Raw genomic sequence first — 26537 nt, forward strand, 5'->3', positions numbered from 1 at the left:
GCGGGGCGTGGGGGCGGGTGGCGGTGGGGGTGGGTCTCGGGGGGGGTGGGTGGGCAGACGCCGGGCGCCTTTGTGCGCCACGTGTTCCAATGGCGCGCCGCGCTGGTTTGTCGATTGTTCGTCTGGCAAGCGGCAGCCCGATAACCGATCTCTAGATAGGTTCCGATGTCCAGCCGCGAATGGGTGGGGGGTGGCGAAGCTAAGGCTTCACGTTTCCTGCGATGCGCACGCGATTTTACCCGACTCACGACTTCACTCCCGTCATGTTCACGCCGATGTCTCAGCGAAAAACTCGAGAGGGATTTCCGGAGGAACCCGTCCGCCTCCAGCAGAAGGACAAACGTATACGCGGCAGCGGACGCTTTGCGAACGCACCTGCTTCAGCCGCGAAGTGGCCTAGCTACTCCAGAACTCCTAGAAACCCTCTCAAGAACGCCAACCCACCCGCCAAACTGCGCGAGTGCCCTCAAAGCTGTACATTAGTAAAACCGAAAATTAGGGATTTGTAAACTATAAGCTTGCCGATAATTGATCAAGGGGCGGGCGCCGGCCGTTCTTTGACGGCAATTGCTGAAAATTGTTCTTGAGAAGCCTGGACTTAACGTCTCCTCTCCATCTCTAGCAGTGTCGCAAATGCGATCAAGGTCGAGCGTGGCACTCCTCTGACGGGACGCCAGTTAGGACCTCGGATCAATGTTTCTCGATCTTGACGACACCTGGCAAATAGGGGTGAACTAATCGAGGGGCGTCACGGACCGCCGCACGGAGCCGACGATTCACAGATGACAAGCCGCAAGCGCGTCTGCCTCAACATGATCGTCAAGAACGAGACGGCGAACCTGCAGCGCTGCCTCGGAGCGGTCGCCGACCATATCGACTGCTGGGTCATCGGCGATACCGGCTCGACCGACGGGACCCAGGATTTCATCCGATCGTTCTTCGCTGCCCGCAACCTGCCGGGCGAGCTGCACGAATTCCCATTCCACAATTTCGAGCAGAAGCGGAACGACCGCTGCTCAGCTGAAGGAATAGCATGAGCACCATCGGCCTGTGCATGATCGTCAAGAACGAGGCGAAGGTCATCCTGCAATGCCTCGCCAGCGTGCTACCCCTTGTCGACTATGTGCTCATCGTCGACACGGGTTCCGAGGACGGCACGCAAGACCTGGTACGCGGCTTCCTCACCGATCACAATGTCCAAGGCGCTGTCATTAACGAGCCGTGGCGGGACTTCGCGTACAACCGTACCTTCGCTCTTGACCGGCTGCGTGAAGTCGAGACGGTCGACTATGCCATGATCATCGACGCGGACGACGTCGTGGTCCTAGACGCCGACTTTGATCCGATCGGGTTCAAGTCGCAGATGGAACATGATTTATACGACGTCGAGGTGTTCCATGGTGGCATTTCGTTTTATCGCCCCCAGATCTGCCGCAACCGGCTGCCGTTCTCCTTCAAGGGCGTTCTGCACGAATATCTCGAGGCCCCTCCTGGCCATCTCACCCGGGAGACCGCCAAGGGCTTTCGCGTGGCGACGGGGCGTGACGGAGCACGCAGTCAAAACCCGCGAAAGTACCAAGACGACGCAGCGGTTCTTGAAAATGCTCTTGCGACAGAGACCGACCCCTTCCTGGTTTCGCGGTACACCTTCTATCTGGCGCAGAGCTACAGGGATTCCGGTGAGCGTGAAAAATCGCTGGCGAAGTATCTGGAGCGCGCCGAGCTGGGTTTTTGGGGCGAGGAGGTCTATGTCAGCCTGCTCGAGGCGGGCAACCTTATGGCAGCGATGGGACGGCCATTCGACGAAGTCGTTGCCGTCTTTGAGCGTGCGGCGCAGCTCGTTCCCGGCCGCGCGGAGGCTCTTCACGCCGCAAGCCTCTATTGCCGCAACAAGGGCCGGAATGCGGAAGGAATGGAATTTGCGCGTCGAGGACTCGACCTTGTTCAACCCGCCGGCCTTTTTATCCAGCCCTGGGTCTATGATTACGGCCTGCTCGACGAGTTTGCTATCAATGCCTACTGGGCAGGCGCTTACCGTGAATCGCTCGACTCCTGTCTGAAATTGCTGGCTACCGACAAATTGCCAGCAGACATGGCGAAGCGTGTGGTGGCCACCGCGCGCTTCGCCGCCGATAAGCTCCAGGTCAGTGAGTCTCCAAAACTTGGATCGTTCGGAACAGAGAGCTTGATCGACCAGCACAAGCTTGTCCGGCAGCGTTCGTTGCGGTCGCGAATGGAGGGCACGCCGCGCATCCTGGTGGCAATCCTGGCAAAGCAGAAAGAACCGGCACTGCCGCTTTATCTCGAGTGCATCGAGGCGCTCGACTACCCGAAGGCGTCGATCGTCCTGTATATCCGAACAAACAACAACACCGACAGGACCGAGCACATATTGCGCGAATGGGTGGAGCGCGTTGGTGACCTCTATGCCGCGGTTGAGTTCGACGCCTCAGACGTGGCCGATAGGGTCGAGCGATTTGGCGAACACGAATGGAACGAGACGCGCTTCAGGGTGCTTGGCCGAATCCGCAACATAAGTTTGCGGAAAACTCTCGAGCACGACTGCGATTTCTATTTCGTTGTCGACGTCGACAATTTCGTGCGTCCGGCCACGCTACGCGAGCTTGTCGCGCTCGACGTGCCGATCATCGCTCCCTTGCTTCGCTCCATCTCTCCCGGACAATACTATTCGAACTACCACGCCGAGATCGACGCCAACGGCTACTATTTGCAGTGCGATCAATATGGCTGGGTGCTCCACCGCCACGTGCGCGGCGTTATCGAGATGCCGCTCGTGCACTGCACCTATCTGATCCGCGCCGACGTTTTGAGCGAACTCACCTACGAGGACAGCACATCGCGGTATGAGTACGTCATTTTTGCCGATAGCGCCAGGAAAGCCGGCGTCGTTCAGTATCTGGATAACCGGCAGGTCTATGGCTACATCACGTTCGGCGACCACGAATATCATGTGAGCGACGGGATCGAGCGCGCACGGGAGTTTTTGCACAATGCGGGCGATACCAACGTTTTGGTTAGTCCCATGCCGCCTGCCTCTGGGCCGATGCCAACTCGACCTGTCCAGCCGATCGGTTCGCCGAAAATTCACGTGATAAACCTCGACCGCAGCGTCGAGCGCTGGAGCAGATATCAAGAGAATAACTGGCATCTGATGCACAATACCGTTCGTGTATCGGCTTTTGACGGCGCGTCCCTCAACAGGGCGGCGCTTATAAAGGAAGGTCTGATCACTGACGACTGCGCGTATTCACCGGGCGCTCTGGGATGTGCACTTTCCCACGTCAGCCTGTGGAAGCTCTCGATCTCACAAAACAAGCCAATCACGATTTTTGAAGACGACGTTCGATCGTCATTTCGATTCGTAGAAGAATCCACCAGTATCATGTCTCAAGCACCCGCCGACTGGGACATGATACAGTGGGGGTACGTATTCAACCCATTATTTCTTTGGTTAGATTTTGGTTTCTCCAAAGCCAAGATTGAATTTTACGACCGCCGATATACTAATAGAACTGCCTTGTTCCAATCCGATAAATTCTCCCGATCCCTTGTCAGGGTAATGCACTCATTTGGAACCCAAGCTTACACAATCACGCCAAGAGGCGCACGGGTGCTTCTTGAGAAATGCCTCCCTCTGCGAAGCAGACGGATACCATTTCCTGGAACCGCCGTCGTTCTCGATGACACAGGTATCGATTGCGCGATGTGTGCGGCCTATGGCTCAATGCAAGCTTTCCTTAGTATCCCACCACTCGTCATTCATGACGACAACCAAGCTTCAGATCGATTGGCGACGGATCGGCAGTGAGCCTCAAGACTAAGGAGGAATTCCCCACGTTTGACGGACTAAAGCGAACTTTCACCGTGCTAGGGTAGAGAGTGCGACGTCCCCTGTCGTGCCTCTCGGCGAGATATGGTAGCACTGCTGGTGGGTTCGCCCGCCTGTTATTTGACGCCGGCGGGATTGGCCGTCGATGAGGTGCATTCGATGACGCAAGGCACGCCTGATGATTCCCGCGAAGCTTTCGCGCGTATTTATCAAAGCAACGAGTGGGGCTCCGCGGAATCGCGCTCCGGACTCGGTTCAGCGTACGCGACGACGCATCGCGTGCGAACCGTATTGCCGATGCTTTTCCGCGCGCTGGACGTGAAGTCCATGCTTGATGCGCCCTGCGGCGACTTCAACTGGATGCGCTTCGTCGACTTGGGCAAAACGCACTACATCGGTTGCGATATTGTTCCGGAAGTCATCGAAACGAATCGCATGCGATACGCGAATCGCGAATTCCACGTGCTCGATCTGACTGCTGATGTGCTGCCGAATGTCGACCTCATTTTTTCACGCGACTGTCTGCAGCATCTGACCGAGTCCGATATCTGGCGTGCGCTGCGCAACGTCAAGAGGTGCGGCGCGCGCTGGCTGTTCACCTCAAGCCATTCGACCTCAACGCAGGACATTGCGCCTGAAACGGGCGGATTCGGATTTCTCAACCTACAGCAACCGCCATTCTCGTTGCCGCTGCCACTCCTGGTCATGCCGGAGGAACATTACGCATCGAAGGCGATGTGTCTGTGGGACATGGCGCAAATCGGCGCATGAGGAACCATGCAATTCCCGTTTAAGTGCTCCCAGCGAAAGCTACATAGCAACTTACATACTGCTTGAAGCGTTGGGTGATATTGTCGCAGGATTGTGATGCGCCCTGCAATGGACGCCAGAAGTATTTTGTGTTCAAAGGAAAAGGTTGCTCGACGAATAATGAAGCGCATGCCGGCAGAAAGTTCCGACGATGCTCCGGCGACAGTGCCTATGCGAGAAATGTTGCGGATGAGTTGCTTGCTGAGCGGGGCGAACTCGCTGCCGAAGATGAAAGTTGTAAATCCGATAGGTCGGGATGATCATCGGAACGGCTGGGCTGGTTACCGTCATCGCATTAACCTGCTCCGCCCATGTGGTTCCAGACAACGTGACCGTCGCCCATTGGAAATAAAGGCGGCATAATACACCATTCTTCAACTCGTCGCTGAATCGTCAGCGCCGCGTTCCTTCACCGGCAAAGATCGAGGCCGAAGACCGCTGCCGTGATATCGGGGAATCGTCAATGTTTCAGAATTCGGACGACATTCAGATACTAACTGTCCCGCGTGAACCGAGGCGGTACTTGATTCTGATACGCGCCGGGTCCAAGCGCCGTCCATCCTTGTTTTCTGAGCCTCTGAGTGCCCACCGGGCGTACGATGTTGGAATAAACTACTACGCAGACCCGCACCCAGATGACGCTTTCCGCACCGGAGCCGAACTCATTTTTGGTGGCGGTCTTTCAAAGATGCATGGTGCCAAACGGCTATTCGAGGCGACAGAATTGCATAACATTTATGAGGGAGTTTTTTTTCTGGACGATGACATTGAAGTCCTATTTGATCCCGATGATTTCTTCAAAATCTGTGAAGAATACTCATTGGATGTCGCCCAACCGTCTCTGACATCTGATAGTTCCTGTGTCCTCCCGCTTACGCGTCATCATCCAGGTCTAATACTCCGGACGACAAACTGGGTCGAGGTGATGGCCCCATTCTTCAGACGTGACTTTCTGCGGGAAATGCTCCATTCATTTGATTTGTCAATTTCGGGATGGGGATTGGATATATACTGGGGCCATCACCTGAAAGAGCGTTGGAGGGCAGGCGTCGTCGACAATTTCCTCATCCGACATGCGAACGAATGTAAGCCGGAGTCAGGGCCGTTTTACGACTATCTCAAAAGTATTGGCATTGATCCCGGCAAAGAGATGAAGTCAATTCTTGCTAGGATTGATACAAATCCTTATGTCGTCAGGCCGATACAATTTGTTTATCATACGTACTTTTTCCGAGCATAGTGATGGTACCCAAGACTTCGAGTTTGGCTCTCTTTGGCTCTCTCAAGGCTGAGCAGCCCGATGCTGTACAAAAGATAGCCTCGCCCACTCCTGACATCCTCTCCGCTCGCCGAGCCTTCTCCATTGGTGGATTAGTATGGTAGTTTAGACATGGGCGATCGGACACCAGGAATCGAAGTGCGACGACGAGATTTCGCTACACTCTTTGGGCGCTCGGTGGCCGCAAGCCTGATTCCTGCCGCGTTGAGGCATCGGGACGTCGTTACGGAGAGCTACGCAGCCATGGCGCCACCGACCAATCTTGATGCCCCCCTCCTCACCGCGCCCATCGAGCTTGCCGGCGACTGGGGGCGGATGCTGGAGGGCGCTGCCGTTCAGGTCGCCGAGCGGATGCGCCACGCCTGCCTCGATGGCGTCCGCCTCCTGTCCGACCGCCAGCCGACGCGCTTGCGTGTCGACGAGCACAGTTCCGGCACGCCGGCCATCTGGCTGCACCCGGACGGCAGCAGCATGGCGTGGATCATCGTCGACATCGGCGAACGCGACTGGTCGAAGCTCGCCTACCAGTTCGGTCACGAGCTTGGCCATGTGCTTGCCAACAGCTGGCAGGCGGACGCCAAGCCGGCGGCGCCCTGCCAATGGCTCGAGGAAGCGATGGTGGAGGCCTTTTCGCTGCGCGGCCTGGGTCGCCTGGCGAAAGACTGGAAGCAGAACCCGCCCTTCGCCGGCGACAACGCTTTCGGCGATTCTATCGCCCAGTACCGCCAGGACATCATCGACCGCTATACAGCGCTCGCAGACAGCCAGGGGCTCACCGGTGACGCCGCAGCGTGGTTCGCCGGCCATCGCGGCGAAATCGAGATACCGAACCTCAATCCATTCGCTCAAGCAATGGCGGTAACCATCCTCTCCGAATACGAACGCGCGCCGGACTGTGTCGAGGCCCTGGGCGCACTTAACCGCTGGCCCGGCCGCACCGGTATCCCGATCGCCGATTATCTGAAGCGATGGGAGGTGAGTTGTGCCGAACTGCAAGCCTCGCCCCGACTGCCGGTGCGTCTGCGCGAGCGCTTGGGCATCTCGTAATCAGCCAAGGGGGTGCCGGATCAAGTTCGCCCCGCAAGAGCAGGCGCGTTGAGAGCTTCTCCTGCCAATTGGCAGCCCGAGCGCGTCGTCTTGGCCGCCGATGCTGCGGTTATAGGTGAACTTACGACGACCTCTTTGCGTCGTCCTTCACGGACACGCTGATCTCAGGAGGCGGCATATCTCCTGAAGCATTCGGGAGGCTCCAGCCCGCCTGTCCCATCCAGGCCACTAGCTTTTCAACCGGTGTGCGCTGGAACCGAGACGCAAAATGCACGTTTCTCAAGATGGTCATTCTGAAGGACCTGTACGGAGGACCTGTACGGAGGATCAAATGAACATAAAGATGCTCCCAATGGGCGCGTTGACGCTTGTGATGATGATTGGTTCAGCACTCGCCGCTAACAATACATCCGCTCTCGACGACCCGGCCAAGATGTCGCCGTTCTTTACAGATGCAGGCATGAAAACATTGAGGTCGGAGGCGGATTTCAAGACCGCATGGATGTCCATGAAACCCGATGAACAGAAGGCGGTGCTGAAAGACTGCGGCGATACTACGCTTAACAAGGCGCATGCGGGTTTCTGCGCGATGGCGAAAAAGATGGGCGGCTAAACCTAGCCTCTGCGGCCAACAAAAAACGGGGGTGGACTGTTTGCCCGCCCCCTGCTTACGTCTCCGCATTTACTGCGTTTCAGCAACAACGAGAAGACGTCGGTCGACTTCGCCCAAGCCCTCCAAAAATGTGATACCTATTGTGATACCTATTGTGATACAAATGCGCGTCGTTGGCACGAAAAGAATAATAAAAACAACTTGTTATATGACGTATCGATCCCAGCCAACGGTACCATCGGGTTATTTCCAACAAATCATTGATATTATTTTATAAATCCTCGCTTGGCGACTTGGATATCACGGCTGGTTTCTTCAACAGGCGGGGAATCGTTTCCACCCGAATCATCAAAGACGGTTTTCGACGAGCGACTACGGTCCAACAGACGGCTGCGCTGACCTGCTCGCGGCGGTAGTCAGCTGCCATCGGCAGCGCCGCCGCCACCTAACCTGACAGGCCGGTCGATCGCGAAATTCTTGGAAGAAATCTTGGCGAATAGAATGCATCGTTGAGATCGGAACCGTTGTTGAAGTGCCACGTTCAACCGACGGGGGACGGCCTTCAACAGGAGAAGTTCATGCGTAACATTCTGATCGCTCTGGCTGCAGTGTCCGCACTGGCGACACCGAACCTCGCGCAATCGGCGACCGCTACGACGACTGGAACGTATATCACCGCCAAGCCTACCGATATTCTGAGCTACAACCTGATCGGGCTTAATATCGTAAATGGCGCGAACGAGACCGTCGGGGAAATCAAGGATCTCCTCATCTCCGATGGCACGCTTGCCGGCTACATCGTTTCGGTGGGCGGCTTCCTCGGCATTGGAGAGCACTACGTGATCGTTTCGCCGGCTGCTGTGAAGGTCAATTACTCCGAGAACGACAAAAAGTGGGCGGCCACCATGGACGCCACCAAGGACCAGCTAAAGGCTGCGCCGGAGTTCAAGTACGAAGGCCGTTGGAGCAAGTAGGCTTTTCCTGCGGCACCGGACGCACATTCTGGACCCTGCGGCTCGATCAGAAAATCCGCATCATGGTTCTCAGTCCAACCTGTCTTTGCGCGGCCGCTCACAGTCATTCCCGGTTGCGAACGAGACACATCGACAAGGAGACCTTTTATGACAACGGCCAAGAAGAAATCATCTGAAAAGAAAAGCGAAGCAATGCGCTTGGCGGAGACGACCGACGTATCGCCGAAGCAGGCTGACGATCTCATTCGCAAGCACGGCGGTGACAAGAAGAAGGTTGAAAAGGAAGCCAAGAATTTCAAGGCCGAAGGATAGGCTCTAGCGCGCACCTTGGCCCACTGCAGCGTCACCTGCGAATGACCGCCTTGATCGCGGCCGCGTGGTTCTCTTCATTTCCATCGAACGCGTTCTTGGCCTGATGGCTGCCTGCAGGAATCCGATCCGAGCCGTGCTTTCCGCTCGCCGGCCTCGTTACACCGGAACACGAAGCACCCAAGCGCGTTTCTGTTCAGCAGCCGGTTGGGCTGTACTGGAGAACTATCACATGAGCTTGGGCACAATCCTTATCATCATCTTGATCCTTGCATTGCTGGGCGGATTCAGCGGCCTGGGAGGCGGTCCGTTCTACGGGACTGGCTATTATGGCGGAGGCGGTCTTGGGCTGTTGCTGATTATCATAATTATCCTCGTGGTCCTGGGCCGCATCTGACCGGCAGCGCCCAGCGGGCGGCATAGGTGGCGAGTGGAAACGCACCCCGGGCGCATGTTTGGCCCGGGGAACAAAGCAGACCACGGAAAGCCGCAACGGGACGCTGGCGGGCCACAAGCGCAAGCCTGGCGGGACGAGGAGAAGTGATGAACAATGAGCTTGTAGAGGCGCCAGTCCCCCGCAAGGGCATGCCAAGTCCCCGGCTAGACGAGGCCGAATTCAAGAGCCGGTACCGGGAGCAATTTTTCGATCCGGCGTTTCAACCGCATGAGGCGGCAATCGATGCACTCGCCGAAGTCGCCTGGCAGGCCTACAGGGAGTCCAGGAAGAGTCCGGTCACCCGCAAGGCAGGCGCGGAATTTGCTGATCCTGATTACGACCTGTCGGTCGAATGGCTTTCCGCGCGTGATGCCATTCGCGATGCCCAGAAAAAATATGAGGACAGGGCGCGAACGCCGACCATCCTCATCGTCAACGGATCGTCGCGCAGTGAGCATACCTGTCCGGGCGAAATGTCGAAAAGCTTCCGGTTGGCCGAAATCGCAAGGTCAACCATCCAAAACGAAGCCCGGCTGGACGCCGAGATTTTGGATTTGTCTCGGCTCGCTTCAGAATATGGCCGCAACATTCACCCGTGCAAGGCATGTTTCTCGACCGCGGCGGCGCTGTGCCATTGGCCTTGTTCATGCTATCCCAATCACTCTCTCGGCCAGACCCAGGACTGGATGAACGACATCTATCCGCTTTGGGTCGCCGCGCACGGTGTCATGGTCATCACGCCAGTGAATTGGTACCAGGTTTCCTCGCCCGTGAAGCTCATGATGGACCGGCTTGTGTGTGCGGACGGAGGCAACCCCGACCCAACGCTCACGCACGGCAAGGATGCTACCGAGGCAAAGAAGGTCGAGATGAGCGGCTGGGACTACCCGCGCCATCTTGCGGGCCGGCTGTTTTCCGTCGTGGTCCACGGCGATGTCGAAGGCGTGGAAAATGTGCGACGGTCATTGTCCGATTGGCTCTGCTTCATGAGACTTTCGCCGGCGGGAGCCTATGCCGAACTTGATCGTTATATCGGCTATTGGAAGCCGTACGCGACCAGCCATCAGGAACTCGATGCCAACGAGGCTGTGCAAGAAGAGGTACGCAATGCCGCGCGAGCCCTCGCCGAGGCCGTCGCGGAGCGCAGGGCCGGCCGACTGAAGCCGATCGGTTCGAACCTCAAAAATCCGCACCCTAAATGACTTGCGGACATCCAGAGCAAATCGGGGCGCCTTTCGTCCGGTGTCCTGCTGCCGCCAGTGCCTTGGGGCACGGTTCTCAAGCAACCAGATCGGTGGCCGCACACCTGCACGAAAACAGGCCATTGAGCCACGCGGCACGCTATCTTGGCTCGTTATTCATGCTCAGATAGGTGGGATCGAATTCGGCGATCCCTGCCAGCCGGTCCCAGTCCGAAATCGTCACCGTGTGATTTGACCAGGCGACGACTTCTAGCCGCTTTAGGGAAGCGATCACCCGGTTCATGTGCACAACAGACAGGCCCAACACATCGGCCATCTCGGCTTGCGAGAGAGGCAGGCTGAAGCTCATGCCCTCAGTACGATTGACCACGCGCAGCCGCACGAAGAGCTCGCAGATCAGATGAGCGAGGTGCGAAGTCTTGGATCGCCGTCCCATCGCCACGATCCACTCGCGGTGGATCGCGCCATCAATGAGCGTGTCCAGCCACAAAAGGCGCGTCAGGTGAGGAGCCCGTTCGGTAAGCATCTTCAGCTTGCTGTGGTCGGCAAAGGCCACGCGGCAAGGCGAAAGGGCGACAATGCCGTGGTCCATGGTTTTTAGGAGAAATGCATGAAGATCGACAAAGTCACCGGTCACCTGCAATGAAGTGAACTGACGTCCGCCGTTCTCCAGCACTTTATAGCGCGCGGCAAAGCCATCCAATATCAAGGTGCTGTAGGCGGGGCGGGATCCGGCCGCAACGATATCCTGGCCGACGGCGAAGTCCCGACCCGTGGACATGATGCCGGCCAGGAGGGTCTTTTCCTCATTGGAAAGGTCGTCATGTTGGCTGAGCTGCAGATAAAGGGGGTCAAGCATCATCTTAGCCTCGATCGAACGCATAGGCCGCTGATGCGGATCGGGCACAACGGATGGGCGGGAGCTGCAAGGCGCCCCTCAGTTAGAGATACCACATTCTTCGAAGCTGCGCGTCTTCAAATGCTTGTCCCAGACGGCGCAGGACGGAGCACGCTCGGTTCGGGCTTACGGGAACTTTTCGGGACGCCCGACGTTCGCGGCACCATGACAATTTTCTATTTTGACGTGGAAGAGAATGGCAACCTGGCGCGAGACCGGCACGGCATTGATTGCGCTGATTTCGATCATGCCAAGAAAGAAGCCATCCGAGCGATTGTGGACATGACGCGCGATGCCTTACCGGGGATCATCACGAACTGCGAGTGACGGTCCGTGATAGGTCCGGAGCCGTAGTGGTTGGAGTTGCGCTTAATTTCGATGCAGGGGGCGCTGATCGGCGGTGATGCGGGAGCAATGTTACGAGACGAAGTGCATGCGCCGACGCTGGTGTCGGCCCGATCCTGCCGGGCCGGTGCCGTATCGTATTCTTGCTATTTATCGCCCTTCGTTTTCAGCGCGTCGCCCAAATCCCGCTTGTCGGGATCCTGCAGGTTTTCGCCGCTGGCATCGCGATCGATATCGGGGTCATCCTTTGCCGGGCGATATCCGCGAGGGCGGTTTTCCGGCGGGCCTTCCCAGCGCGATTTCTCATTCGTGGTGCCTTGCGCAGCGTTACGCGAGCCTGTCATGACCAAGCCTCCTTCGTCGTGGTGTTCGGGCATGTCCTTGAGCTGATCCTTCGTCCATGTCGTAACGGCGTGCACTTCTCCGTCTTCGTCACGCATGAAGTCCAATTGGCTGGCAGGAACAGCGACAGGTTTGGCGCCGATGCCCAGAAAGCCGCCGACATCGATGACGATTTCGGTTGCCGGGCCGGTACCATGGACGTGCGAGACGGAACCGATTTTCTCGTCGTTGGGACCGTAAATGGCGGCGTCTTCGAGAATTGTCGGCGTCAATTCGCTGGCGGTGAGCCGGACGTGATTGGTGTGATCCATCGTCATGCCTCCTCACGGGGTTATTTTTCGTAATCCCGTGAATGGTCATCCGTTCCATCCGAAATGCAGGAAACGTTCATCGGTCACCGAGGCCGTTATGAACCAGATGACGTCACGCGCCACACCGTATTGCCGACATCGTCCGCTATGAGCAGTGCGCCGGACTTGTCGATCGCCACACCAACCGGCCGCCCTCTCGCTTCGCCCTTCTCGTTCAGAAAACCCGTGACGACGTCCTGCGCCACTCCATTTGGGTGACCGCCGCTGAACGGCACGAAGACAACCTTGTAGCCATTGAAGCGAGCGCGGTCCCAACTGCCGTGCTCGCCGATGAAGGCGCCCCCGCGATAGGATTGCGGCAGGCTGGTCCCGGTGTAGAAAGCCAGTCCAAGCGGCGCGACATGGGAACTCAACGCGTAGTCGGGCGGAATTGCCTTTGCAACCAGATCCGGCCGCTGCGGCATGACGCGCGGGTCGACATGTTGTCCGTAATAGCTGTAGGGCCAGCCATAGAACGCACCATCCTTCACCGATGTCAGGTAATCCGGAACCAGATTCGGGCCGAGTTCGTCCCGTTCGTTGATGACCGCCCAGAGCGCTCCGCTCTCAGGCTCAAGCGACAGACCATTGGGATTGCGCAGTCCGCTGGCGAAGATACGCGAACGTCCCGTCGCCCGGTCGACTTCCCAGATCGCGGCGCGATCCTTCTCGGCCTGGATGCCGTTTTCGGTGATGTTGCTGTTCGAACCGACGCCGACATAAAGCAGCGAGCCGTCGCGGCTGGCGACCAGGCTTTTCGTCCAATGGTGATCGATCGGTCCGCCCGGCAACTCCGTCACTACCGTCCCCGGCGCTGTGATCTTGGTGTCGCCCGGCTGATAGGGATAACGCAAGATCGCGTCGGTGTCGGCGACGTAGAGATCGTTGCCCACCAGCGCCACGCCGAATGGCGAGTTCAGATGGTCGAGGAATACGCCCTGATACTCCGGCACGCCGTCGCCATTGGCGTCGCGCAATAAGGTGATGCGATTGCTCGGACCGGTGTCGCCGCCCGAGGTCGTTATCGATTCGATCCAGCCCATCACCAGATCCTTTGGCCGTTTGATCGATGACGCGGGCGGCGCCTTGGATTCCACGACCAGAATGTCGCCATTGGGCAGCACATAAAGCGAGCGCGGATGCTGAAGCCCCTTGGCCAGCGTCTTGATCTGCAAGCCTTGGCCTACGGTTGGTTTCTCGTCGTTCTTCCATCCCACGACGGAGGCAAGATGCATCGGCGGAAACAGATACTGGTTTATGTCAGGCAGTTTCGGGTTCGCACCGATCTGCGTGCTCGGGTCGGTGTTGTCGTCGCTGCAGCCGGCGACACCGAAGGCAGTGGCGCACAGAAGCGCCGCCGTCGTCAATCTGAAGGTTCGATCAAAGTGTCTCATCGGCCACTCCTACGTGATGGCGATAGACCAGGGCCCAGCCGAGCCAGCCTGTAACAATCAGGATAAGTACGACCAATGTCGACAGGATCAGCCCTGTTGGCACGACCGAGGTCCAGGCGTCGCGCGTGTGCACGAGCATGTTGAAGAACGCCAGGATGAGTGCGACGAGATTGCCGGCCATGTGCAGCCAGGCGACCGGTTGTGCCCGTATCTCGCCCTCGCCGATGAAATCGACGAGGCCTGCAATGCCCGCCAGAATGCCGACAATGACACCGACGGTGACAAGCCAGGCCGAGAAGTCGGCCCACATCATCTCTGCCGTCCGCCAGTAGGTTATGTCCGTGAGAAACGTTCCGACGAAGCAGGCTATCGGAATCGTGACCAGCATTGGATGAATTGGATGGCCGGAAATTCTGGCCGTCGATCTCGGGTTTTCCCTGTCCATTTTGGAATTCCTTCCCACCAGCTGGTGCTCGGAAAACAACCAGACGATTGTGAGAAAGTTCCCCTGGGATTTGCCCAGTCACTGGAAGGTGAATGAGGCCACTGGAAGGTGAAATGAGGCCTTGCCGGATCAACGGCTAGGCTCCTACCCAGTTGGTGGCCTCTTTGAATCGCGCCTGCGTCTGGCTACATATTGCTCGCCGGTCGGGATGGTGGCCGTGGGCGGTAGGATGGCACTTGGGGTGGCTTTACCGGGACATCGGAGAGCGAGTTTCGGATCGGTCTGACAGGTTTTGGTGAAGCAGCAACACGCCGGCGCAACATAGCGGCCGACAATCTCTCAAGCAGTTCTCTAACTTCCATCGGACTCATCTCCTCCCGAGAGAGCCGCCCGCCAGATGTTACTTATCACTTGAAACCGACGCCCGCATTTAATTTTGACATATCGGGCCGTCGGCCGCGTCGCCGGCGTTTCGTCGCTTGCGACAGGGCGAGCGCATCCGTTTCCCGGGCACGCCGCTGCGTTGCGACCATTTGACTTGTTGGAGACTGATGGGGTCAAAAACTTGTGACAGCCAGCGTCGCGCCGGAACCATCCCTATGACGCGCCGTTAGCTCACACGCGCGTTTCAGCAAATTCGGCGAGGGGATGCCGCAGGTCTTTTCCAAGAGCGCCAATGGTGTCGCCCGCTTCGTGATTTGGGCCATATGCGCAGCGTTGCTTCTAGCCATCGTGATCGGCATCGCCATGCCGCGCTCAGGTTTCGTGACCGGTGTGGGCCAGGCCGTGGCTCAACCCATCCCGTTCAGCCACAAGCACCATGTCGGCCAACTCGGACTCGACTGCCGGTACTGTCACAATGACGTCGAGACCTCGTCATCGGCCGGGCTGCCGGCCACCGAAGTCTGCATGACGTGCCATTCGCAGCTGTTCACCAACGCCGATATGCTGGCGCCGGTGCGGGCGAGCCTGGCATCAGGGCATCCGCTCGAATGGAAGCGCGTCAACAGCGTTCCCGACTTCGTTTACTTCAATCATTCGATTCACATCGCCAAGGGCGTCGCCTGCGAGACATGCCATGGCGAGGTCGACGATATGCCGCTGACCGCGCGGGCGCATTCGCTGAGCATGGGCTGGTGCCTCGATTGCCATCGCGATCCCCAGCCTAATCTGCGGCCACCGCAGGACGTGTTCCTGATGCATTGGAAACCGCCTGACGACATCGCGCAGATCAGGCGCTCACTGATCAGCGTGCTCGACATCCACCCCGAAACGATGACGGATTGCTATGTCTGCCATCGCTGATATCAGGCCAATTCCGATCGCCGGGATCGCCGCCTTGCGCGAGCAACTTTCGAACGGCCATGACGTGTGGCGGAGCCTCGACGAGATTGCCCGCACAGCTGAATTCCTGCGCTTCGTCGAAGCCGAATTCCCGGCATTGGCCGACCGCCCCCCAAGCCGCATCGACCGGCGCACGATGCTGAAAGTGATGGGCGCTTCGCTGTCGCTTGCCGGGCTTACCGCCTGCAGCGAGGCGCGGAGCATCGTTCCCTATGTGCGTCAGCCTGAAAATGTCGTTCCCGGCAAGCCACGCTATTATGCAACGACGCTTTCAAGCGACGGCTTCGGCATCGGCGCCGTCGTGGAAAGCCATGAGGGACGCCCGACCAAGGTCGAGGGAAATCCCGACCACCCAGCCTCGCGCGGTGCCACCGATGCCATCATGCAGGCGGCTGTGCTCACCCTGTTTGATCCCGACCGCTCCCGCACGCCGCTGAAAGATGGCGAGCCGGCGGCCTACGGCGACTTCCTCAGGGATATGGCGGCGCTCGCTTCCAGGCTGGCTGGGTCGGGCGGCCTGGGCGCGGCCCTGCTGATGGAAGCAACGACATCGCCGACAGCGAAGGTCCAGGTCGAAGCCCTGCGGGCACAATATCCGCGGTTGAAGATCTTCCGTCACGATCCACTTGCAACGACTGCTGGCGCGCAGGCATCGATGGCACTGTTCGGTAAAGCGTTGATGCCCGTCTACCGTTTCGACCGCGCGGAGACGATCTTCAGCCTCGACGCGGATTTCCTCGGGGAGGGGCCTGGCCGGCTTGCCTATGCGCGCGATTTCGCCGCGCGGCGGCGGGTGCGCGCGCCAAACGACATCATGAGCCGGCTCTATGCGGTGGAATCGACGCCGACCATCACAGGCGCGGCCGCCGACCATCGTCTCGCGATGCGGCCGAGCGAAATCGAGGCTGTTGCGGCTGCACTGGATACTGTGCTGGGCGATCAAGCAAATTCGACGCCTTCTATTGTTGATCCTGCATGGATGGCGGCGCTGACGCAGGATTTGCAGGGGGCGGGCGCCAAGGCGCTGGTCGTGCCCGGCGCGCATCAAAGCGCCTTCGTGCATGCCTGCGCTCTTGCCGCCAATGCAAAGCTTGGCTCCCTCGGCAACACGGTGGAATTCATCGAGTCGCCGGATGAGGTTCGCTCCGACGGCGATCTGGCAGCACTCCGCAGCGCGATCGCCGACCACTCGATCGATACGGTCGTGGTGCTCGGCGCAAACCCGTTGCACACCGCGCCGTCCGATCTCGACGTCCACCAATTGTTCTCCGAATTGAAGCTGCTCATCCACTTCGGCCTTTACAGGGACGAAACGGCACTTCATGCCCACTGGCATGTGCCGGCCGCGCATGAGTTGGAAAGCTGGAGCGACAGTCGTGCCTATGATGGCGTCGCCTCGATCGTGCAGCCGCTTATCGAACCACTTTTCGGCGGCAAGACCATTCACGAGATTCTCGCTGCTCTCAGTGGCCGCTTCGATGCCGACGCGCTGGCGCTGGTCCGCCAGACCTGGAAAGCCCTCGACGACACCGCCTGGCGCAAGGCCCTGCGCGACGGCGTTGTGCCGGACAGCGCGTCCAAGCCAGTGCCGGTCACAATGGCGCCGGATCTGGGCGGGTTGCAGCACCACCCGGTGACCGCGAACGGCTTCGATATCCGTTTCGTTGCCGATCCATGGCTTCGCGACGGGCGTTACGCCAATGCCTCATGGCTGCAGGAATTACCGCGCCCGCTGACCAAGCTCGTCTGGGGCAATGCCGCCTTGATCTCGCCTGCGAGCGCCGAACGGCTGAAGCTCGAGAACGGCGGGATCATAAACATCGCACGAGGTAGCGCGAACATCGATGCGCCGATCTGGATCACGCCAGGGCATCCGGATGACACGGTGACGCTTTCCCTGGGCTTCGGCCGCAAGGTCGGTTCGGTGGCAGCGCTGGCTCACGGCTACGATGCCTTTCAGTTGCGCACGAGCTTTGCGGAATGGGTCGCCACAGGCGCCACGGTAACTCCGCGCGAGAGCAAGGCGGAGCTTATCACCACACAGCACCACCAGGCGATGGAAGGCCGCGCCATCGTCCGGCACGCTTCGCTCGACGGTTTCCGCGAGAACCCAGGCTTTGTCCGTGACGGCGTTCCGCGCACGCCGACGGAGTCGCTCTACCCCGACTGGAACTATGACGAAGAAGCCTGGGCCATGGCGATCGACCTGTCGGCCTGCATCGGCTGCATGGCCTGCGTATCCGCCTGCCAGTCCGAGAACAACATCGCGACTGTCGGTCCTGACGAATGCGCGCGCGGCCACGAGATGCACTGGCTGCGGATCGATCGTTACTATTCCGGCCCGGTCGATACGCCTGATGTGTTCTTCCAGCCGGTGCCCTGCATGCATTGCGAGAAAGCGCCGTGCGAGGTGGTCTGTCCGGTCAACGCGACCGTGCACACCCATGACGGCTTGAACGCGCAAGTCTACAACAGGTGCATCGGCACGCGCTATTGTTCGCAGAATTGTCCGTACAAGGTGCGGCGCTTCAACTTCCTCGATCATCAATCCTTCGACAAGGACGAGGCCGGCCCCGAGCAGGCCATGCACAATCCGAATGTCAGCGTGCGCTCGCGCGGCGTGATGGAAAAATGCACCTATTGCGTCCAGCGGATCAGCGCCAGGCGCATCCAGGCACAGATCGAAAACCGCGACATTGCCGATGGCGAGGTCGTGACGGCCTGCCAGCAGGCCTGCCCGACACGAGCCATAACCTTCGGCGACCAGAACAAGAAGGTTTCAAAGGTCGTCCAGGAGAAAAGCGCGCCACATAATTATGCGCTGCTCGAAGAGCTCAACACCAGACCGCGCACCACCTATCTCGGCAAGATCAGGAACAGCAACCCTAAGCTTGTTCAGCCGGGCGAGAAGACCAATGGCTGAGGCGGCCGCCAGGAGCACGGCCGTGCTGCGCGGCCATCATGATTTTCCCGAAATCAGCGGGCGCATCGGCGCGATCGTGCTGGATGGCCGGCTGCCGCGCCATTTCTGGACAGCGTTCTTCTTCTGCTTTCTCCTGGTGCTCGTCTTCCTTTATTCCATCACCTACCTGATCTCGGTCGGCGTCGGCGCCTATGGCATCGACATCCCTGTCGCCTGGGGCACGATGATCTCGAATTTCGTCTGGTGGATCGGCATCGGTCATGCCGGCACATTGATTTCGGCCGTGCTGCTGTTGCTGCGCCAGCCATGGCGTGCCTCGATCAACCGCTTCGCCGAGGCAATGACGCTGTTTGCGGTCGCCATGGCCGGTCTCTTCCCGATCCTGCATCTGGGACGGCCTTGGTTCTTCTACTGGCTGCTGCCTTTGCCCAACACGCATATGCATTGGCCGCAGTGGCGAAGTCCGCTGGTGTGGGATTTCGCGGCAATCTCTACCTACGCCACCGTCTCTCTGCTCTTCTGGTACATGGGGCTGCTGCCCGACCTTGCCGTGCTGCGCGACAGGGCGAAGTCGCGCGCCGGGCAGCTCTTCTACGGCATGCTGGCGCTTGGCTGGCGCGGCTCCGCCTTCCACTGGGCGCGCTATCAGACGGTCTATTTCCTGATGGCGGCATTGGCCACGCCCTTGGTCGTTTCGGTGCACTCGATCGTCGCGCTCGATTTCACCTTCGCCATCACGCCCGGCTATCACTCCACGATCTTCCCGCCCTACTTCGTCGCCGGCGCCTTGCTCTCCGGTTTCGCCATGGTGCTCACCATCGCCATTCCGCTGCGCTGGGCTTTTTCGGTCGAGGACCTTATCACGCTCAAGCACATGGACAATGCCGGCAAGCTGATGATCGCCGCGGGCATGGTCGTCATCTACGGCTACGCGTCGGAAGCCTTCTTCGCCTGGTATTCGGGCGAGCCCTACGAGCGCGCGATGATGTGGCAGCGCGCCTTCGGCCCCTATGCGCCGCTGTTCTGGGTGATGCTGGCCTGCAATTGCGGCGCGCTGCAATTGCTCTGGTTCCGGCGCGTGCGCCTCAACATGCCGCTGCTGTTCGGGATCGCGCTGGTCATCAACATCGGCATGTGGCTCGAGCGCTACATCATCGTCGTCACCGGGCCGAGCCGTGATTATCTACCATCGTCATGGGGCGAGCAGTCGTTGACCTGGCTCGACTTCGGCATCCTGTTCGGTTCGGTCGGCACCTTCTTCGCGCTCGTCTTCCTGTTCATCCGCATTCTCCCTGCCATCACCATCTTCGAGGTCGAGGAACTGGCCGAGGAAAAGGGACAGGCGACATGAGCCTGCACGGCATCATCGCGGTGTTCGCCGATCCCGAAGCGCTGATCGAAGCGGCACGCACGATGCGCGCGCGTGGCTACCGGCGCATGGATGCCTTCTCGCCCTTCCCGGTGCGCGGGCTGGCCGAAATACTCGGCATGCCGAAATCGCGCCTGCCCTGGATCGTTCTTGGCGGCGGCATTCTGGGCGCGGTTTTGGTCTACGCACTGATCCTCTACTCGGTCGAGATCGACTATCCCGTCAATGTCGGTGGCCGGCCGCTGCATTCCTGGCCGGCCTTCACCGTCATTGCCTTCGAGGCTGCGGTACTGGGAGCGGCCCTGGCCGGTTTTGTCGGCATGCTGAGCGCCAACCGGCTGCCGCGATATTACCATCCAGTGTTCAACGCCGGCAGCTTCAGCTATGCGCGCGGCGGCAAGTTTTACCTCTTCATCGAGGCCGCCGACCCGAAATTCCGCAAGGGGGTGACCAAAGGCCAACTGACGCGACTGGGCGCCCAAAGCGTCGAGGAGGTGGAAGCGTGAAGGCGCGGTTCGCCCTGCTTCTGGCTGCCATGCTCATCGCCGGCTGCCGCCAGGATATGGAAGACCAGCCGCGCTACAATCCGCTCGCGAAAAGTGACCAATTCGCCGACGGCATGTCGGCGCGAATGCCGGCCAACGGGACGGTCGCGCGCGACGACGATCTCTCGCCCGTGTCCAACACTTTCCCCTATCCGATCACGATGGCGCTGCTGCAACGCGGGCGGCAGCGTTTCGACATCTTCTGTTCGCCTTGTCACGGCCGCACCGGCGACGGCCATGGCATGATCGTCCAGCGTGGTTTTCCGGCGCCACCTTCCTATCACCAGGACGCCCTGCGCAAGGCGACCGACAGACATATCTACGATGTCATCACGGACGGCTATGGCGCGATGTATTCTTATGCCGCGCGTGTGGCGCCTGCCGATCGCTGGGCGATCGTCGCCTATGTCAGGGCCTTGCAGTATTCGCGGGACGCGCCCGTTGCCGGGCTTGCCGAAAGCCTGCGCGCCCGGCTCGAGGCGGAGGCGGCGCGATGATGCGGTTTGCCGTCGATCGTTGCACAGGGTTGGCGCTGGCCGCCGTGGCAGCAGGATTGCTGTCCTGCGTGGCAGGAGGTGCCGTCGATGTCCGGGCGATGCTGGCTGCCTGGCTCACCACGGCGCTTTTCCTGATCGGCTTGCCGCTTGGCGCGCTGACCATATTGATGGTGCATGGGCTGACCGGCGGGCGATGGGGCGAGGCGGTCCGCCAGCCGTTGCGCACGCTGGTGGCGACACTGCCGCTGGGCCTGCTTTTTCTCCTGCCGGTGCTGTTCCGGCTCGACCTCGTCTTTCCCTGGGCAAGCACCGATGGGGCAGCGCTGCCCGAAACGGTGCGCGAGAAACTGGCCTATCTGAACGTCCCGTTTTTCCTGCTGCGTTTCGTGGTCTGTGCCGCGATCTGGCTTTCGTTGGCGTGGCTTGTACTCGGCTGGACAGCGGAGGACGAAAGCAGCGATCGTCGGGATGCGGGCAAAGGTTGCGCCGTCGGGCTGATTGTCCATGGTGTGGCGGTTACGGTCTTCGCCATCGACTGGATGCTGTCGCTCGAGCCGGAGTTCACCTCGACCATCTATGCCTTCCTGGAAGCAGCCTCGGAAGTCGTGGGCGCCTTCACCCTTGCCATGATCATGCTTGCGGCAAAGCGCGCCATAGAGATCCTGCCTGGCGGCGAGGAGGACGTGGCGTTGAGCGAAGACGTTGCCAACATGGCGTTCGGCTTCATGCTGATGTGGGCCTATCTCGCCTTCATGCAGTGGCTGGTGATCTGGGGCGGCGACCTGCCGGAGGAGATCCACTGGTATGTCATCCGCAGCAGCCATGGCTGGCAGTATCTGCTCTGGCTTCTGATCGCGGGTCAGTTCGCCCTGCCGCTGGCCGCTTTCCTTAGCCGGGATGTAAAGCGCAGCCATGCAGGTCTGCTCGGGCTCGCCGGCATCGTGCTTGCCGGCCACTTCATCGATATTTTCTGGCGGATCCGGCCGGCGCTTTTCAATGGCGGTGCGCAGGAGCTTTGGTGCGATCTGGCAGCGATGGCGGGTGCCGGCGGACTCTGGCTGGCGCTGTTGTTCTTCTTGGCTAAGCGACCCGACGTGATCGCTCTCTGGCGGCGGAGGCCTGCACATGGCTAAGGTCGCCCGCCACCCCGAAAACCGCGATGTCTGGCCGCGCGCGCTGCTCGGCTTTGGTGCCGGGCTGCTGTTGTTTTTGGCCGTAGCTGCAATCGCCATCAGGCTCGTCTTCGACACATCGCCATTTTGGCCGTCGCCTGGCGCTGCGACATTGTCCAATCAGGCAAGTCCGGCGTTGCAGCCGGCGCCGGAAAGCGACCTCGCCGGTTTCCGAGCGCAAGAGGATCGGGAATTGGAGGAACTTGGCTGGGTCGATCGCGCCGCGGGCATTGCCCGCATTCCGATCGACGAGGCGATGTCGGCGCTCGTCAGCCATGGCCTGCCCGATTGGGGTCAGCAGGCGGCAACGACCGGCGGCGGCAATTGCCCATTGCTTGCAGAGGGCGTGCCGCGCACGCCGCAGGCGGATCGCTGCCGTGGATCGGCATCGGGCAATGGCGGGGGCAGTCCATGAAAGGCTGCCTCGTCGCGCTGGGTCTGCTCATCGCCATGCCGGCCATCGCGGCCGAGCGCCCGAGCTTCGATCCGCAAATCGGCGCGCAACTCGATCTTGGCCGGACGCTTCGCGATGTGGCCGGGAAACAGCGAACGCTCGGCGAAACGCTCGGCGGGCGCCCCGCGCTGCTTATCTTCGGCTATGACAAATGCCCCAATCTTTGCGGCGTCACCCAACAAGCGGTTGCCTCGGACCTGAAGAAGATATCGCTCAGTCCGGCAAGCTACCGAGCGCTGTTCGTCTCCATCGATGCTGCCGAAACAACCGGCGACGCCGCCGATGTGCAGGCCGCGATCGCGCCTGTAGCTGGCGATGGACTGTCTTCGTGGCGGTTCCTCACCAGTGCTGACGGCGCCGGCGCGGCTCTTGCCGCGCAAGCCGGCATTGCCTTCGACAAACGCGCCGGCATCGACCAGTTCGTCCATCCGATCGCCATCATTGCGTTGACGCCGGCGGGCCGCATAGCGCAGGTGCTGCCGGCGCTGACCTTCACGCCGCGCGATCTCGAACTGGCACTGGTCGAGGCGTCCGCGGGCAAGCTTGGCTCGATCGCCGACCATGTCTTTTTGCTTTGTGCCGGCTTCGACACGTCGAAAGGTCAATACACGCCGGCGATCTGGGCTGCCCTGAAGGTGGCGGGCATCGCGACGGTTCTTGGGCTCGCAATGACGATCCTGCTGCTGATGCGCGGGAGGCGCGCATGAGCTTCGGCATCCCGTTTTTTCCGCAGCAAGCGTCGTCCGCCGCAGGCAGCGTCGATGTGCTGTTCTATACGTTGCTCGCCTTTGCCATCGCGCTTGGTCTCTCGCTCACCTTTCTCGTGGTCGGCTATGCCGTCAAATACCGCGTCGGTTCGCCTGCCGATCGTACCGGGGAGCGAGCGCGCAGCCTGCCACTGGAATTGACCTGGACCGTCGCCAGCCTGGTCATCGCCTTCATCTTTTTCGGCTGGGGCGCCGTCCTGTTTGTCCGCCGCGACCATCCGCCGCCGAATGCCATCGAGATCGCCGGTCTCGGCAAGCAATGGATGTGGGAGTTTCGCCATCCTGGCGGCCAGCGCGAGATCAACGAATTGCACGTGCCGGTCGGCAGAGCCGTGGTGGTGTCCCTGGCATCGCAGGATGTCATCCACTCGTTTTTTGTTCCCGCCTTCAGGGTCAAGCAGGACGCCGTGCCGGGGCGCACCACCCATCTCTGGTTCATCGCCACGGAACCAGGCCGTTACCATCTGTTCTGCGCCCAATATTGCGGCACGCAGCACTCCGAGATGGGCGGCTGGGTGACCGCGATGGCGCCGGAGCAGTATGCCTCCTGGCTGGAGAACCAAGGCGAGGGGGAAACGCTGGCAGCGAGCGGCGAAAAGCTGTTCCGGGCGCTTGGCTGTTCGGGCTGCCACGGCAATTCGAGCAAGGTCAGGGCGCCTTCGCTAGCGGGTATTTTCGGCCGGCCCGTGGCGTTGGCCAACCAGCAGACGGTGATCGCCGACGAACGCTATCTGCGCGATTCCATCCTTGTCCCCAACAAGGAGATCGCCGCCGGCTATGAACCGGTGATGCCGAGTTTCGACGGGTTGGTCGACGAAGGGGAACTGCAGATGCTGCTCGCCTATCTCAAGTCGCTTTCACCTCGGGAGCCGGCAAAAAACGAGGCAGTACGATGAGCGTTTCCGCAGCGGCCGCAAGCTATCTGGGCGAAGGCAGTGGCCCGCGCGCCTGGTTGCTGACGACGGACCATAAGCGGGTGGCCTGGCTCTACTTCGTTTCGCTGACCGCTTTCTTCTTCCTTGGCGGCGCCTTCGCCGTCCTGATCCGCATCGAACTTGCGACGCCGGCCGGCGATCTCGTCTCCGATGATGTCTACAACAGGCTGTTTTCGATGCACGGCATCATCATGGTCTGGTTCTTCCTGGTGCCGTCGATCCCAGCGACGCTCGGCAATTTCCTGCTGCCGCTGATGATCGGCGCGCGCGATCTTGCCTTCCCGCGCCTCAACCTTGCCAGCTGGTATGTGTTCATTTTTGGCAGCTTCTTCGCCCTGTTCTCCGTCGTTGCCGGCGGCGTCGACACTGGCTGGACCTTCTACACGCCGCTGTCGACGCTCTACGCCAACGGGTTCGTCTCGTCCGCCGCCCTTGGCGTCTTCATCGTCGGGTTTTCGACGATCATGACCGGCATCAATTTCATCGTCACCGTGCACACGCTGCGCGCGCCGGGCCTCACCTGGTTCCGGCTGCCGATCTTCGTCTGGACGATGTATGCGACGGCCCTGGTGATGGTGCTGGCGACGCCGGTCCTTGCCGCGTCGCTGATCCTGATCGTTCTGGAGCGCGTCTTCGGCATCGGCGTCTTCAACCCCAGGCTTGGTGGCGATCCGCTGCTGTTCCAGCACCTGTTCTGGTTCTACTCGCATCCGGCGGTCTACATCATGATCCTGCCCGGCATGGGTGTCGTGTCGGAAGTGTTGCCCTGCTTCAGCCGCCGGCCGCTGTTCGGCTACAAGGCGGTCGCCCTGTCCTCGATGGCGATTGCCGTCTTCGGCTTCCTGGTCTGGGGCCATCATATGTTCGTCAGCGGGCAATCGGCCTATGCCGGCGTGGTGTTCTCGTTCCTGTCCTTCTGCGTCGCCATCCCATCCGCGATCAAGGTTTTCAACTGGAGCCTGACATTGCGCAAGGGCGAGATCAGCTTCGAGACCGCGATGCTCTATGCGCTGTTTTTCCTGGCGCTGTTCACTTTCGGCGGCCTGGCCGGCCTGTTTCTTGCGGCTCTCGCCATCGATGTGCACGTGCACGACACCTACTTCGTCGTCGCCCATTTCCACTACATCATGGTCGGCGGCATGGTGACCGCCTATATGGCCGGCCTGCATTTCTGGTGGCCGAAGCTCACTGGCCGCATGTATTCAGAGACCTGGGGACGCATCGCGGCGACAGTCACGTTTCTCGGCTTCAACCTCACCTTCTTCCCGCAATATATGCTGGGTTTCCTCGGCATGCCGCGGCGCTACCACATCTACCCGCCGGAGTTCCAATTCTGGCACGTGCTGTCGTCGGCGGGCGCCGTGGTGCTGGCTATCGGCTATCTCTTGCCTCTGTTCTATCTCACCTGGTCGCTGTTCCGCGGCGCGCGGGCCCCGGACAATCCATGGCAGGCGACCGGCTTGGAGTGGCAGACGAGTTCCCCGCCGCCGCCGCACAATTTCGAGACGATGCCGGTGGTGACGCGACCGGCTTACGCCTACGACATGAAGGGGCTGGAGCACGAACGCTTCAGCCCGCATCTGGAGGCGGGCCAGTGAGTAGCCAGACGCAGAGCATCGCCTTCGACAATGCATCTCGCGAGAAGGCAGCCGACACCTTGGCCACGTGGGTGTTCATCGGCTCCGAGGCGATGCTCTTCGGTGCCATTTTCCTGGTTTTTCTCATCGCGCATATGAATTATGGCGCCGCCTTCGCTGCGGCGTCCAAACGTCTGTCATTGCCGCTTGGCACGTTGAACACAGCCATATTGATCACCAGCAGCTTTACCATGGCGTTGGCGCATATGTATTCGGCGGGCGGTCGCTGGCGTGCGGCAATCTGGTCGCTGGCGGCGACCTCTCTGCTCGGACTTGGTTTCCTGGCCGTCAAGGCGGTCGAATACAGCAAGGAGTTCAGCGAGGGGCTGGCGCCCGTTCTCGGCGCGCCGTTCAGCTATAACGGACCGGATCCCGTTCACGCCGAATTCTTCTTCGGCCTCTATTTCGCGATGACCTTCCTGCATGCCCTGCATCTGATTGCGGGCATTCTCGCTATCGCCGGGGTGCTTGCGTTGTGGTCTCATGCCAATCCAGCCGGCAGGGCTCGCCGGATCCAAGCCGTCGGTCTTTACTGGCATTTCGTCGACATCGTCTGGGTCTTCCTGTTTCCGATCCTCTATCTGATCAACCGGGGATGAC

At 60.1% G+C, this 26537-nt stretch carries 26 protein-coding genes and 1 pseudogene; 22 read left to right on the forward strand and 5 right to left on the reverse strand.

Annotated features, from left to right (window positions below; genetic code table 11):
* The first annotated feature begins 782 nt into the window (after nt 1–782).
* The 10 genes from FJ938_RS11195 to FJ938_RS11235 all read left to right on the forward strand — a co-directional run bounded on the left by FJ938_RS11195 (nt 783) and on the right by FJ938_RS11235 (nt 10520).
* Complete coding sequence (locus FJ938_RS11195; protein ID WP_210241979.1) at nt 783–1037, forward strand: hypothetical protein; 255 nt, start codon at nt 783–785, stop codon at nt 1035–1037.
* The gene (locus FJ938_RS11200) at nt 1034–3829 is read left to right on the forward strand and encodes a glycosyltransferase family 25 protein (protein ID WP_140693678.1); all 2796 of its coding nucleotides are present in this window, start codon (nt 1034–1036) and stop codon (nt 3827–3829) included. Before FJ938_RS11195 ends, FJ938_RS11200 begins: the two co-directional genes overlap by 4 nt.
* Nucleotides 3830–3934: 105 nt before the next feature.
* Entirely contained in the window at nt 3935–4621 is a 687-nt protein-coding gene (locus FJ938_RS11205; protein ID WP_140613554.1) for a class I SAM-dependent methyltransferase, read from the forward strand.
* 502 nt (nt 4622–5123) lie between these two features.
* Entirely contained in the window at nt 5124–5900 is a 777-nt protein-coding gene (locus tag FJ938_RS11210) for a DUF707 domain-containing protein (protein ID WP_140613555.1), read from the forward strand.
* Nucleotides 5901–6050: 150 nt separating this feature from the next.
* Entirely contained in the window at nt 6051–6986 is a 936-nt protein-coding gene (locus FJ938_RS11215; protein WP_246671661.1) for a hypothetical protein, read from the forward strand.
* Between the two features lie 331 nt (nt 6987–7317).
* Nucleotides 7318–7599: a hypothetical protein gene (locus tag FJ938_RS11220; protein ID WP_140613556.1), complete on the forward strand. Its 282-nt coding sequence runs from the start codon at nt 7318–7320 to the stop codon at nt 7597–7599.
* A 578-nt stretch (nt 7600–8177) separates the two neighbouring features.
* Nucleotides 8178–8573 (forward strand): PRC-barrel domain-containing protein, encoded by a 396-nt coding sequence (locus FJ938_RS11225; RefSeq protein ID WP_140610359.1) that lies wholly within the window; start codon nt 8178–8180, stop codon nt 8571–8573.
* A 147-nt stretch (nt 8574–8720) separates the two neighbouring features.
* On the forward strand, nt 8721–8885 hold the full coding sequence (locus FJ938_RS29420) for a hypothetical protein (protein WP_181165629.1): 165 nt from the start codon (nt 8721–8723) through the stop codon (nt 8883–8885).
* Between the two features lie 229 nt (nt 8886–9114).
* On the forward strand, nt 9115–9279 hold the full coding sequence (locus FJ938_RS11230; RefSeq protein WP_140610360.1) for a DUF3309 family protein: 165 nt from the start codon (nt 9115–9117) through the stop codon (nt 9277–9279).
* Between the two features lie 146 nt (nt 9280–9425).
* Complete coding sequence (locus FJ938_RS11235; RefSeq protein ID WP_246671515.1) at nt 9426–10520, forward strand: flavodoxin family protein; 1095 nt, start codon at nt 9426–9428, stop codon at nt 10518–10520.
* Nucleotides 10521–10659: 139 nt separating this feature from the next.
* Here the strand turns inward: FJ938_RS11235 and FJ938_RS11240 are convergent, their stop codons facing one another.
* Nucleotides 10660–11379 (reverse strand): Crp/Fnr family transcriptional regulator, encoded by a 720-nt coding sequence (locus tag FJ938_RS11240; RefSeq protein WP_140693876.1) that lies wholly within the window; start codon nt 11377–11379, stop codon nt 10660–10662.
* A 204-nt stretch (nt 11380–11583) separates the two neighbouring features.
* On the opposite strand from FJ938_RS11240, the gene FJ938_RS29425 reads away from it, so the two are divergent.
* Nucleotides 11584–11745, forward strand: coding sequence for a hypothetical protein (locus FJ938_RS29425; RefSeq protein ID WP_181165630.1), 162 nt, complete (start codon nt 11584–11586; stop codon nt 11743–11745).
* Between the two features lie 164 nt (nt 11746–11909).
* On the opposite strand, the gene FJ938_RS11245 is transcribed toward FJ938_RS29425, so the two are convergent.
* From FJ938_RS11245 to FJ938_RS11260, 4 genes and pseudogenes are all read right to left on the reverse strand, one after another.
* Nucleotides 11910–12113, reverse strand: a complete 204-nt coding sequence (locus tag FJ938_RS11245; RefSeq protein ID WP_181165633.1) for a hypothetical protein — start codon at nt 12111–12113, stop codon at nt 11910–11912.
* 9 nt (nt 12114–12122) lie between these two features.
* A pseudogene (locus FJ938_RS11250) lies at nt 12123–12416 on the reverse strand (PRC-barrel domain-containing protein); the annotation flags it as partial.
* Between the two features lie 95 nt (nt 12417–12511).
* Nucleotides 12512–13849, reverse strand: coding sequence for a sorbosone dehydrogenase family protein (locus FJ938_RS11255; protein WP_140693681.1), 1338 nt, complete (start codon nt 13847–13849; stop codon nt 12512–12514).
* Nucleotides 13836–14294: a DUF2231 domain-containing protein gene (locus FJ938_RS11260; protein ID WP_140610362.1), complete on the reverse strand. Its 459-nt coding sequence runs from the start codon at nt 14292–14294 to the stop codon at nt 13836–13838. Before FJ938_RS11260 ends, FJ938_RS11255 begins: the two co-directional genes overlap by 14 nt.
* A gap of 648 nt (nt 14295–14942) precedes the next feature.
* Between FJ938_RS11260 and FJ938_RS11265 the strand changes: the two genes are divergently transcribed.
* The 11 genes from FJ938_RS11265 to FJ938_RS11315 are packed head-to-tail and all read left to right on the forward strand — an operon-like array spanning nt 14943 to nt 26536.
* The gene (locus FJ938_RS11265; RefSeq protein WP_140693683.1) at nt 14943–15599 is read left to right on the forward strand and encodes a cytochrome c3 family protein; all 657 of its coding nucleotides are present in this window, start codon (nt 14943–14945) and stop codon (nt 15597–15599) included.
* Nucleotides 15583–18561, forward strand: coding sequence for a TAT-variant-translocated molybdopterin oxidoreductase (locus tag FJ938_RS11270; protein ID WP_140693686.1), 2979 nt, complete (start codon nt 15583–15585; stop codon nt 18559–18561). Before FJ938_RS11265 ends, FJ938_RS11270 begins: the two co-directional genes overlap by 17 nt.
* A complete protein-coding gene (nrfD, locus tag FJ938_RS11275) occupies nt 18554–19912 on the forward strand; it encodes an NrfD/PsrC family molybdoenzyme membrane anchor subunit (RefSeq protein WP_140693688.1) in 1359 nt (452 codons plus the stop codon). Before FJ938_RS11270 ends, nrfD begins: the two co-directional genes overlap by 8 nt.
* Nucleotides 19909–20436, forward strand: coding sequence for a DUF3341 domain-containing protein (locus tag FJ938_RS11280; protein WP_140693690.1), 528 nt, complete (start codon nt 19909–19911; stop codon nt 20434–20436). The genes nrfD and FJ938_RS11280 overlap by 4 nt, the downstream gene beginning before the upstream one ends.
* Nucleotides 20433–20972 carry a cytochrome c gene (locus tag FJ938_RS11285; RefSeq protein WP_246673268.1) on the forward strand — a complete coding sequence of 180 codons (540 nt, stop codon included), beginning with the start codon at nt 20433–20435 and terminating at the stop codon, nt 20970–20972. Before FJ938_RS11280 ends, FJ938_RS11285 begins: the two co-directional genes overlap by 4 nt.
* Complete coding sequence (locus FJ938_RS11290) at nt 20969–22105, forward strand: hypothetical protein (protein ID WP_140693693.1); 1137 nt, start codon at nt 20969–20971, stop codon at nt 22103–22105. Before FJ938_RS11285 ends, FJ938_RS11290 begins: the two co-directional genes overlap by 4 nt.
* Entirely contained in the window at nt 22098–22559 is a 462-nt protein-coding gene (locus tag FJ938_RS11295; RefSeq protein ID WP_140693695.1) for a hypothetical protein, read from the forward strand. The genes FJ938_RS11290 and FJ938_RS11295 overlap by 8 nt, the downstream gene beginning before the upstream one ends.
* Nucleotides 22556–23305 carry an SCO family protein gene (locus tag FJ938_RS11300; protein ID WP_140693698.1) on the forward strand — a complete coding sequence of 250 codons (750 nt, stop codon included), beginning with the start codon at nt 22556–22558 and terminating at the stop codon, nt 23303–23305. Before FJ938_RS11295 ends, FJ938_RS11300 begins: the two co-directional genes overlap by 4 nt.
* Nucleotides 23302–24261, forward strand: a complete 960-nt coding sequence (gene coxB / locus FJ938_RS11305; RefSeq protein ID WP_140693700.1) for a cytochrome c oxidase subunit II — start codon at nt 23302–23304, stop codon at nt 24259–24261. The genes FJ938_RS11300 and coxB overlap by 4 nt, the downstream gene beginning before the upstream one ends.
* Complete coding sequence (gene ctaD / locus FJ938_RS11310) at nt 24258–25898, forward strand: cytochrome c oxidase subunit I (RefSeq protein ID WP_140693702.1); 1641 nt, start codon at nt 24258–24260, stop codon at nt 25896–25898. The genes coxB and ctaD overlap by 4 nt, the downstream gene beginning before the upstream one ends.
* On the forward strand, nt 25895–26536 hold the full coding sequence (locus tag FJ938_RS11315) for a cytochrome c oxidase subunit 3 (RefSeq protein WP_140693705.1): 642 nt from the start codon (nt 25895–25897) through the stop codon (nt 26534–26536). The genes ctaD and FJ938_RS11315 overlap by 4 nt, the downstream gene beginning before the upstream one ends.
* Nucleotide 26537: the final 1 nt, after the last annotated feature.

The organism is Mesorhizobium sp. B2-4-14 (genome assembly GCF_006442155.1).
Taxonomy (GTDB): Bacteria; Pseudomonadota; Alphaproteobacteria; order Rhizobiales; family Rhizobiaceae; genus Mesorhizobium.

What these genes read in the sequence shown, in the direction of transcription:
- FJ938_RS11195 (WP_210241979.1), top strand. Translation starts at nt 783, where the DNA reads ATGACAAGCCGCAAGCGCGTCTGCCTCAACATGATCGTCAAGAACGAG.
- FJ938_RS11200 (WP_140693678.1), top strand. Translation starts at nt 1,034, where the DNA reads ATGAGCACCATCGGCCTGTGCATGATCGTCAAGAACGAGGCGAAGGTC.
- FJ938_RS11205 (WP_140613554.1), top strand. Translation starts at nt 3,935, where the DNA reads ATGGTAGCACTGCTGGTGGGTTCGCCCGCCTGTTATTTGACGCCGGCG.
- FJ938_RS11210 (WP_140613555.1), top strand. Translation starts at nt 5,124, where the DNA reads ATGTTTCAGAATTCGGACGACATTCAGATACTAACTGTCCCGCGTGAA.
- FJ938_RS11215 (WP_246671661.1), top strand. Translation starts at nt 6,051, where the DNA reads ATGGGCGATCGGACACCAGGAATCGAAGTGCGACGACGAGATTTCGCT.
- FJ938_RS11220 (WP_140613556.1), top strand. Translation starts at nt 7,318, where the DNA reads ATGAACATAAAGATGCTCCCAATGGGCGCGTTGACGCTTGTGATGATG.
- FJ938_RS11225 (WP_140610359.1), top strand. Translation starts at nt 8,178, where the DNA reads ATGCGTAACATTCTGATCGCTCTGGCTGCAGTGTCCGCACTGGCGACA.
- FJ938_RS29420 (WP_181165629.1), top strand. Translation starts at nt 8,721, where the DNA reads ATGACAACGGCCAAGAAGAAATCATCTGAAAAGAAAAGCGAAGCAATG.
- FJ938_RS11230 (WP_140610360.1), top strand. Translation starts at nt 9,115, where the DNA reads ATGAGCTTGGGCACAATCCTTATCATCATCTTGATCCTTGCATTGCTG.
- FJ938_RS11235 (WP_246671515.1), top strand. Translation starts at nt 9,426, where the DNA reads ATGAACAATGAGCTTGTAGAGGCGCCAGTCCCCCGCAAGGGCATGCCA.
- FJ938_RS11240 (WP_140693876.1), bottom strand. Translation starts at nt 11,379, where the DNA reads ATGCTTGACCCCCTTTATCTGCAGCTCAGCCAACATGACGACCTTTCC.
- FJ938_RS29425 (WP_181165630.1), top strand. Translation starts at nt 11,584, where the DNA reads ATGACAATTTTCTATTTTGACGTGGAAGAGAATGGCAACCTGGCGCGA.
- FJ938_RS11255 (WP_140693681.1), bottom strand. Translation starts at nt 13,849, where the DNA reads ATGAGACACTTTGATCGAACCTTCAGATTGACGACGGCGGCGCTTCTG.
- FJ938_RS11260 (WP_140610362.1), bottom strand. Translation starts at nt 14,294, where the DNA reads ATGGACAGGGAAAACCCGAGATCGACGGCCAGAATTTCCGGCCATCCA.
- FJ938_RS11265 (WP_140693683.1), top strand. Translation starts at nt 14,943, where the DNA reads ATGCCGCAGGTCTTTTCCAAGAGCGCCAATGGTGTCGCCCGCTTCGTG.
- FJ938_RS11270 (WP_140693686.1), top strand. Translation starts at nt 15,583, where the DNA reads ATGTCTGCCATCGCTGATATCAGGCCAATTCCGATCGCCGGGATCGCC.
- nrfD (WP_140693688.1), top strand. Translation starts at nt 18,554, where the DNA reads ATGGCTGAGGCGGCCGCCAGGAGCACGGCCGTGCTGCGCGGCCATCAT.
- FJ938_RS11280 (WP_140693690.1), top strand. Translation starts at nt 19,909, where the DNA reads ATGAGCCTGCACGGCATCATCGCGGTGTTCGCCGATCCCGAAGCGCTG.
- FJ938_RS11290 (WP_140693693.1), top strand. Translation starts at nt 20,969, where the DNA reads ATGATGCGGTTTGCCGTCGATCGTTGCACAGGGTTGGCGCTGGCCGCC.
- FJ938_RS11295 (WP_140693695.1), top strand. Translation starts at nt 22,098, where the DNA reads ATGGCTAAGGTCGCCCGCCACCCCGAAAACCGCGATGTCTGGCCGCGC.
- FJ938_RS11300 (WP_140693698.1), top strand. Translation starts at nt 22,556, where the DNA reads ATGAAAGGCTGCCTCGTCGCGCTGGGTCTGCTCATCGCCATGCCGGCC.
- coxB (WP_140693700.1), top strand. Translation starts at nt 23,302, where the DNA reads ATGAGCTTCGGCATCCCGTTTTTTCCGCAGCAAGCGTCGTCCGCCGCA.
- ctaD (WP_140693702.1), top strand. Translation starts at nt 24,258, where the DNA reads ATGAGCGTTTCCGCAGCGGCCGCAAGCTATCTGGGCGAAGGCAGTGGC.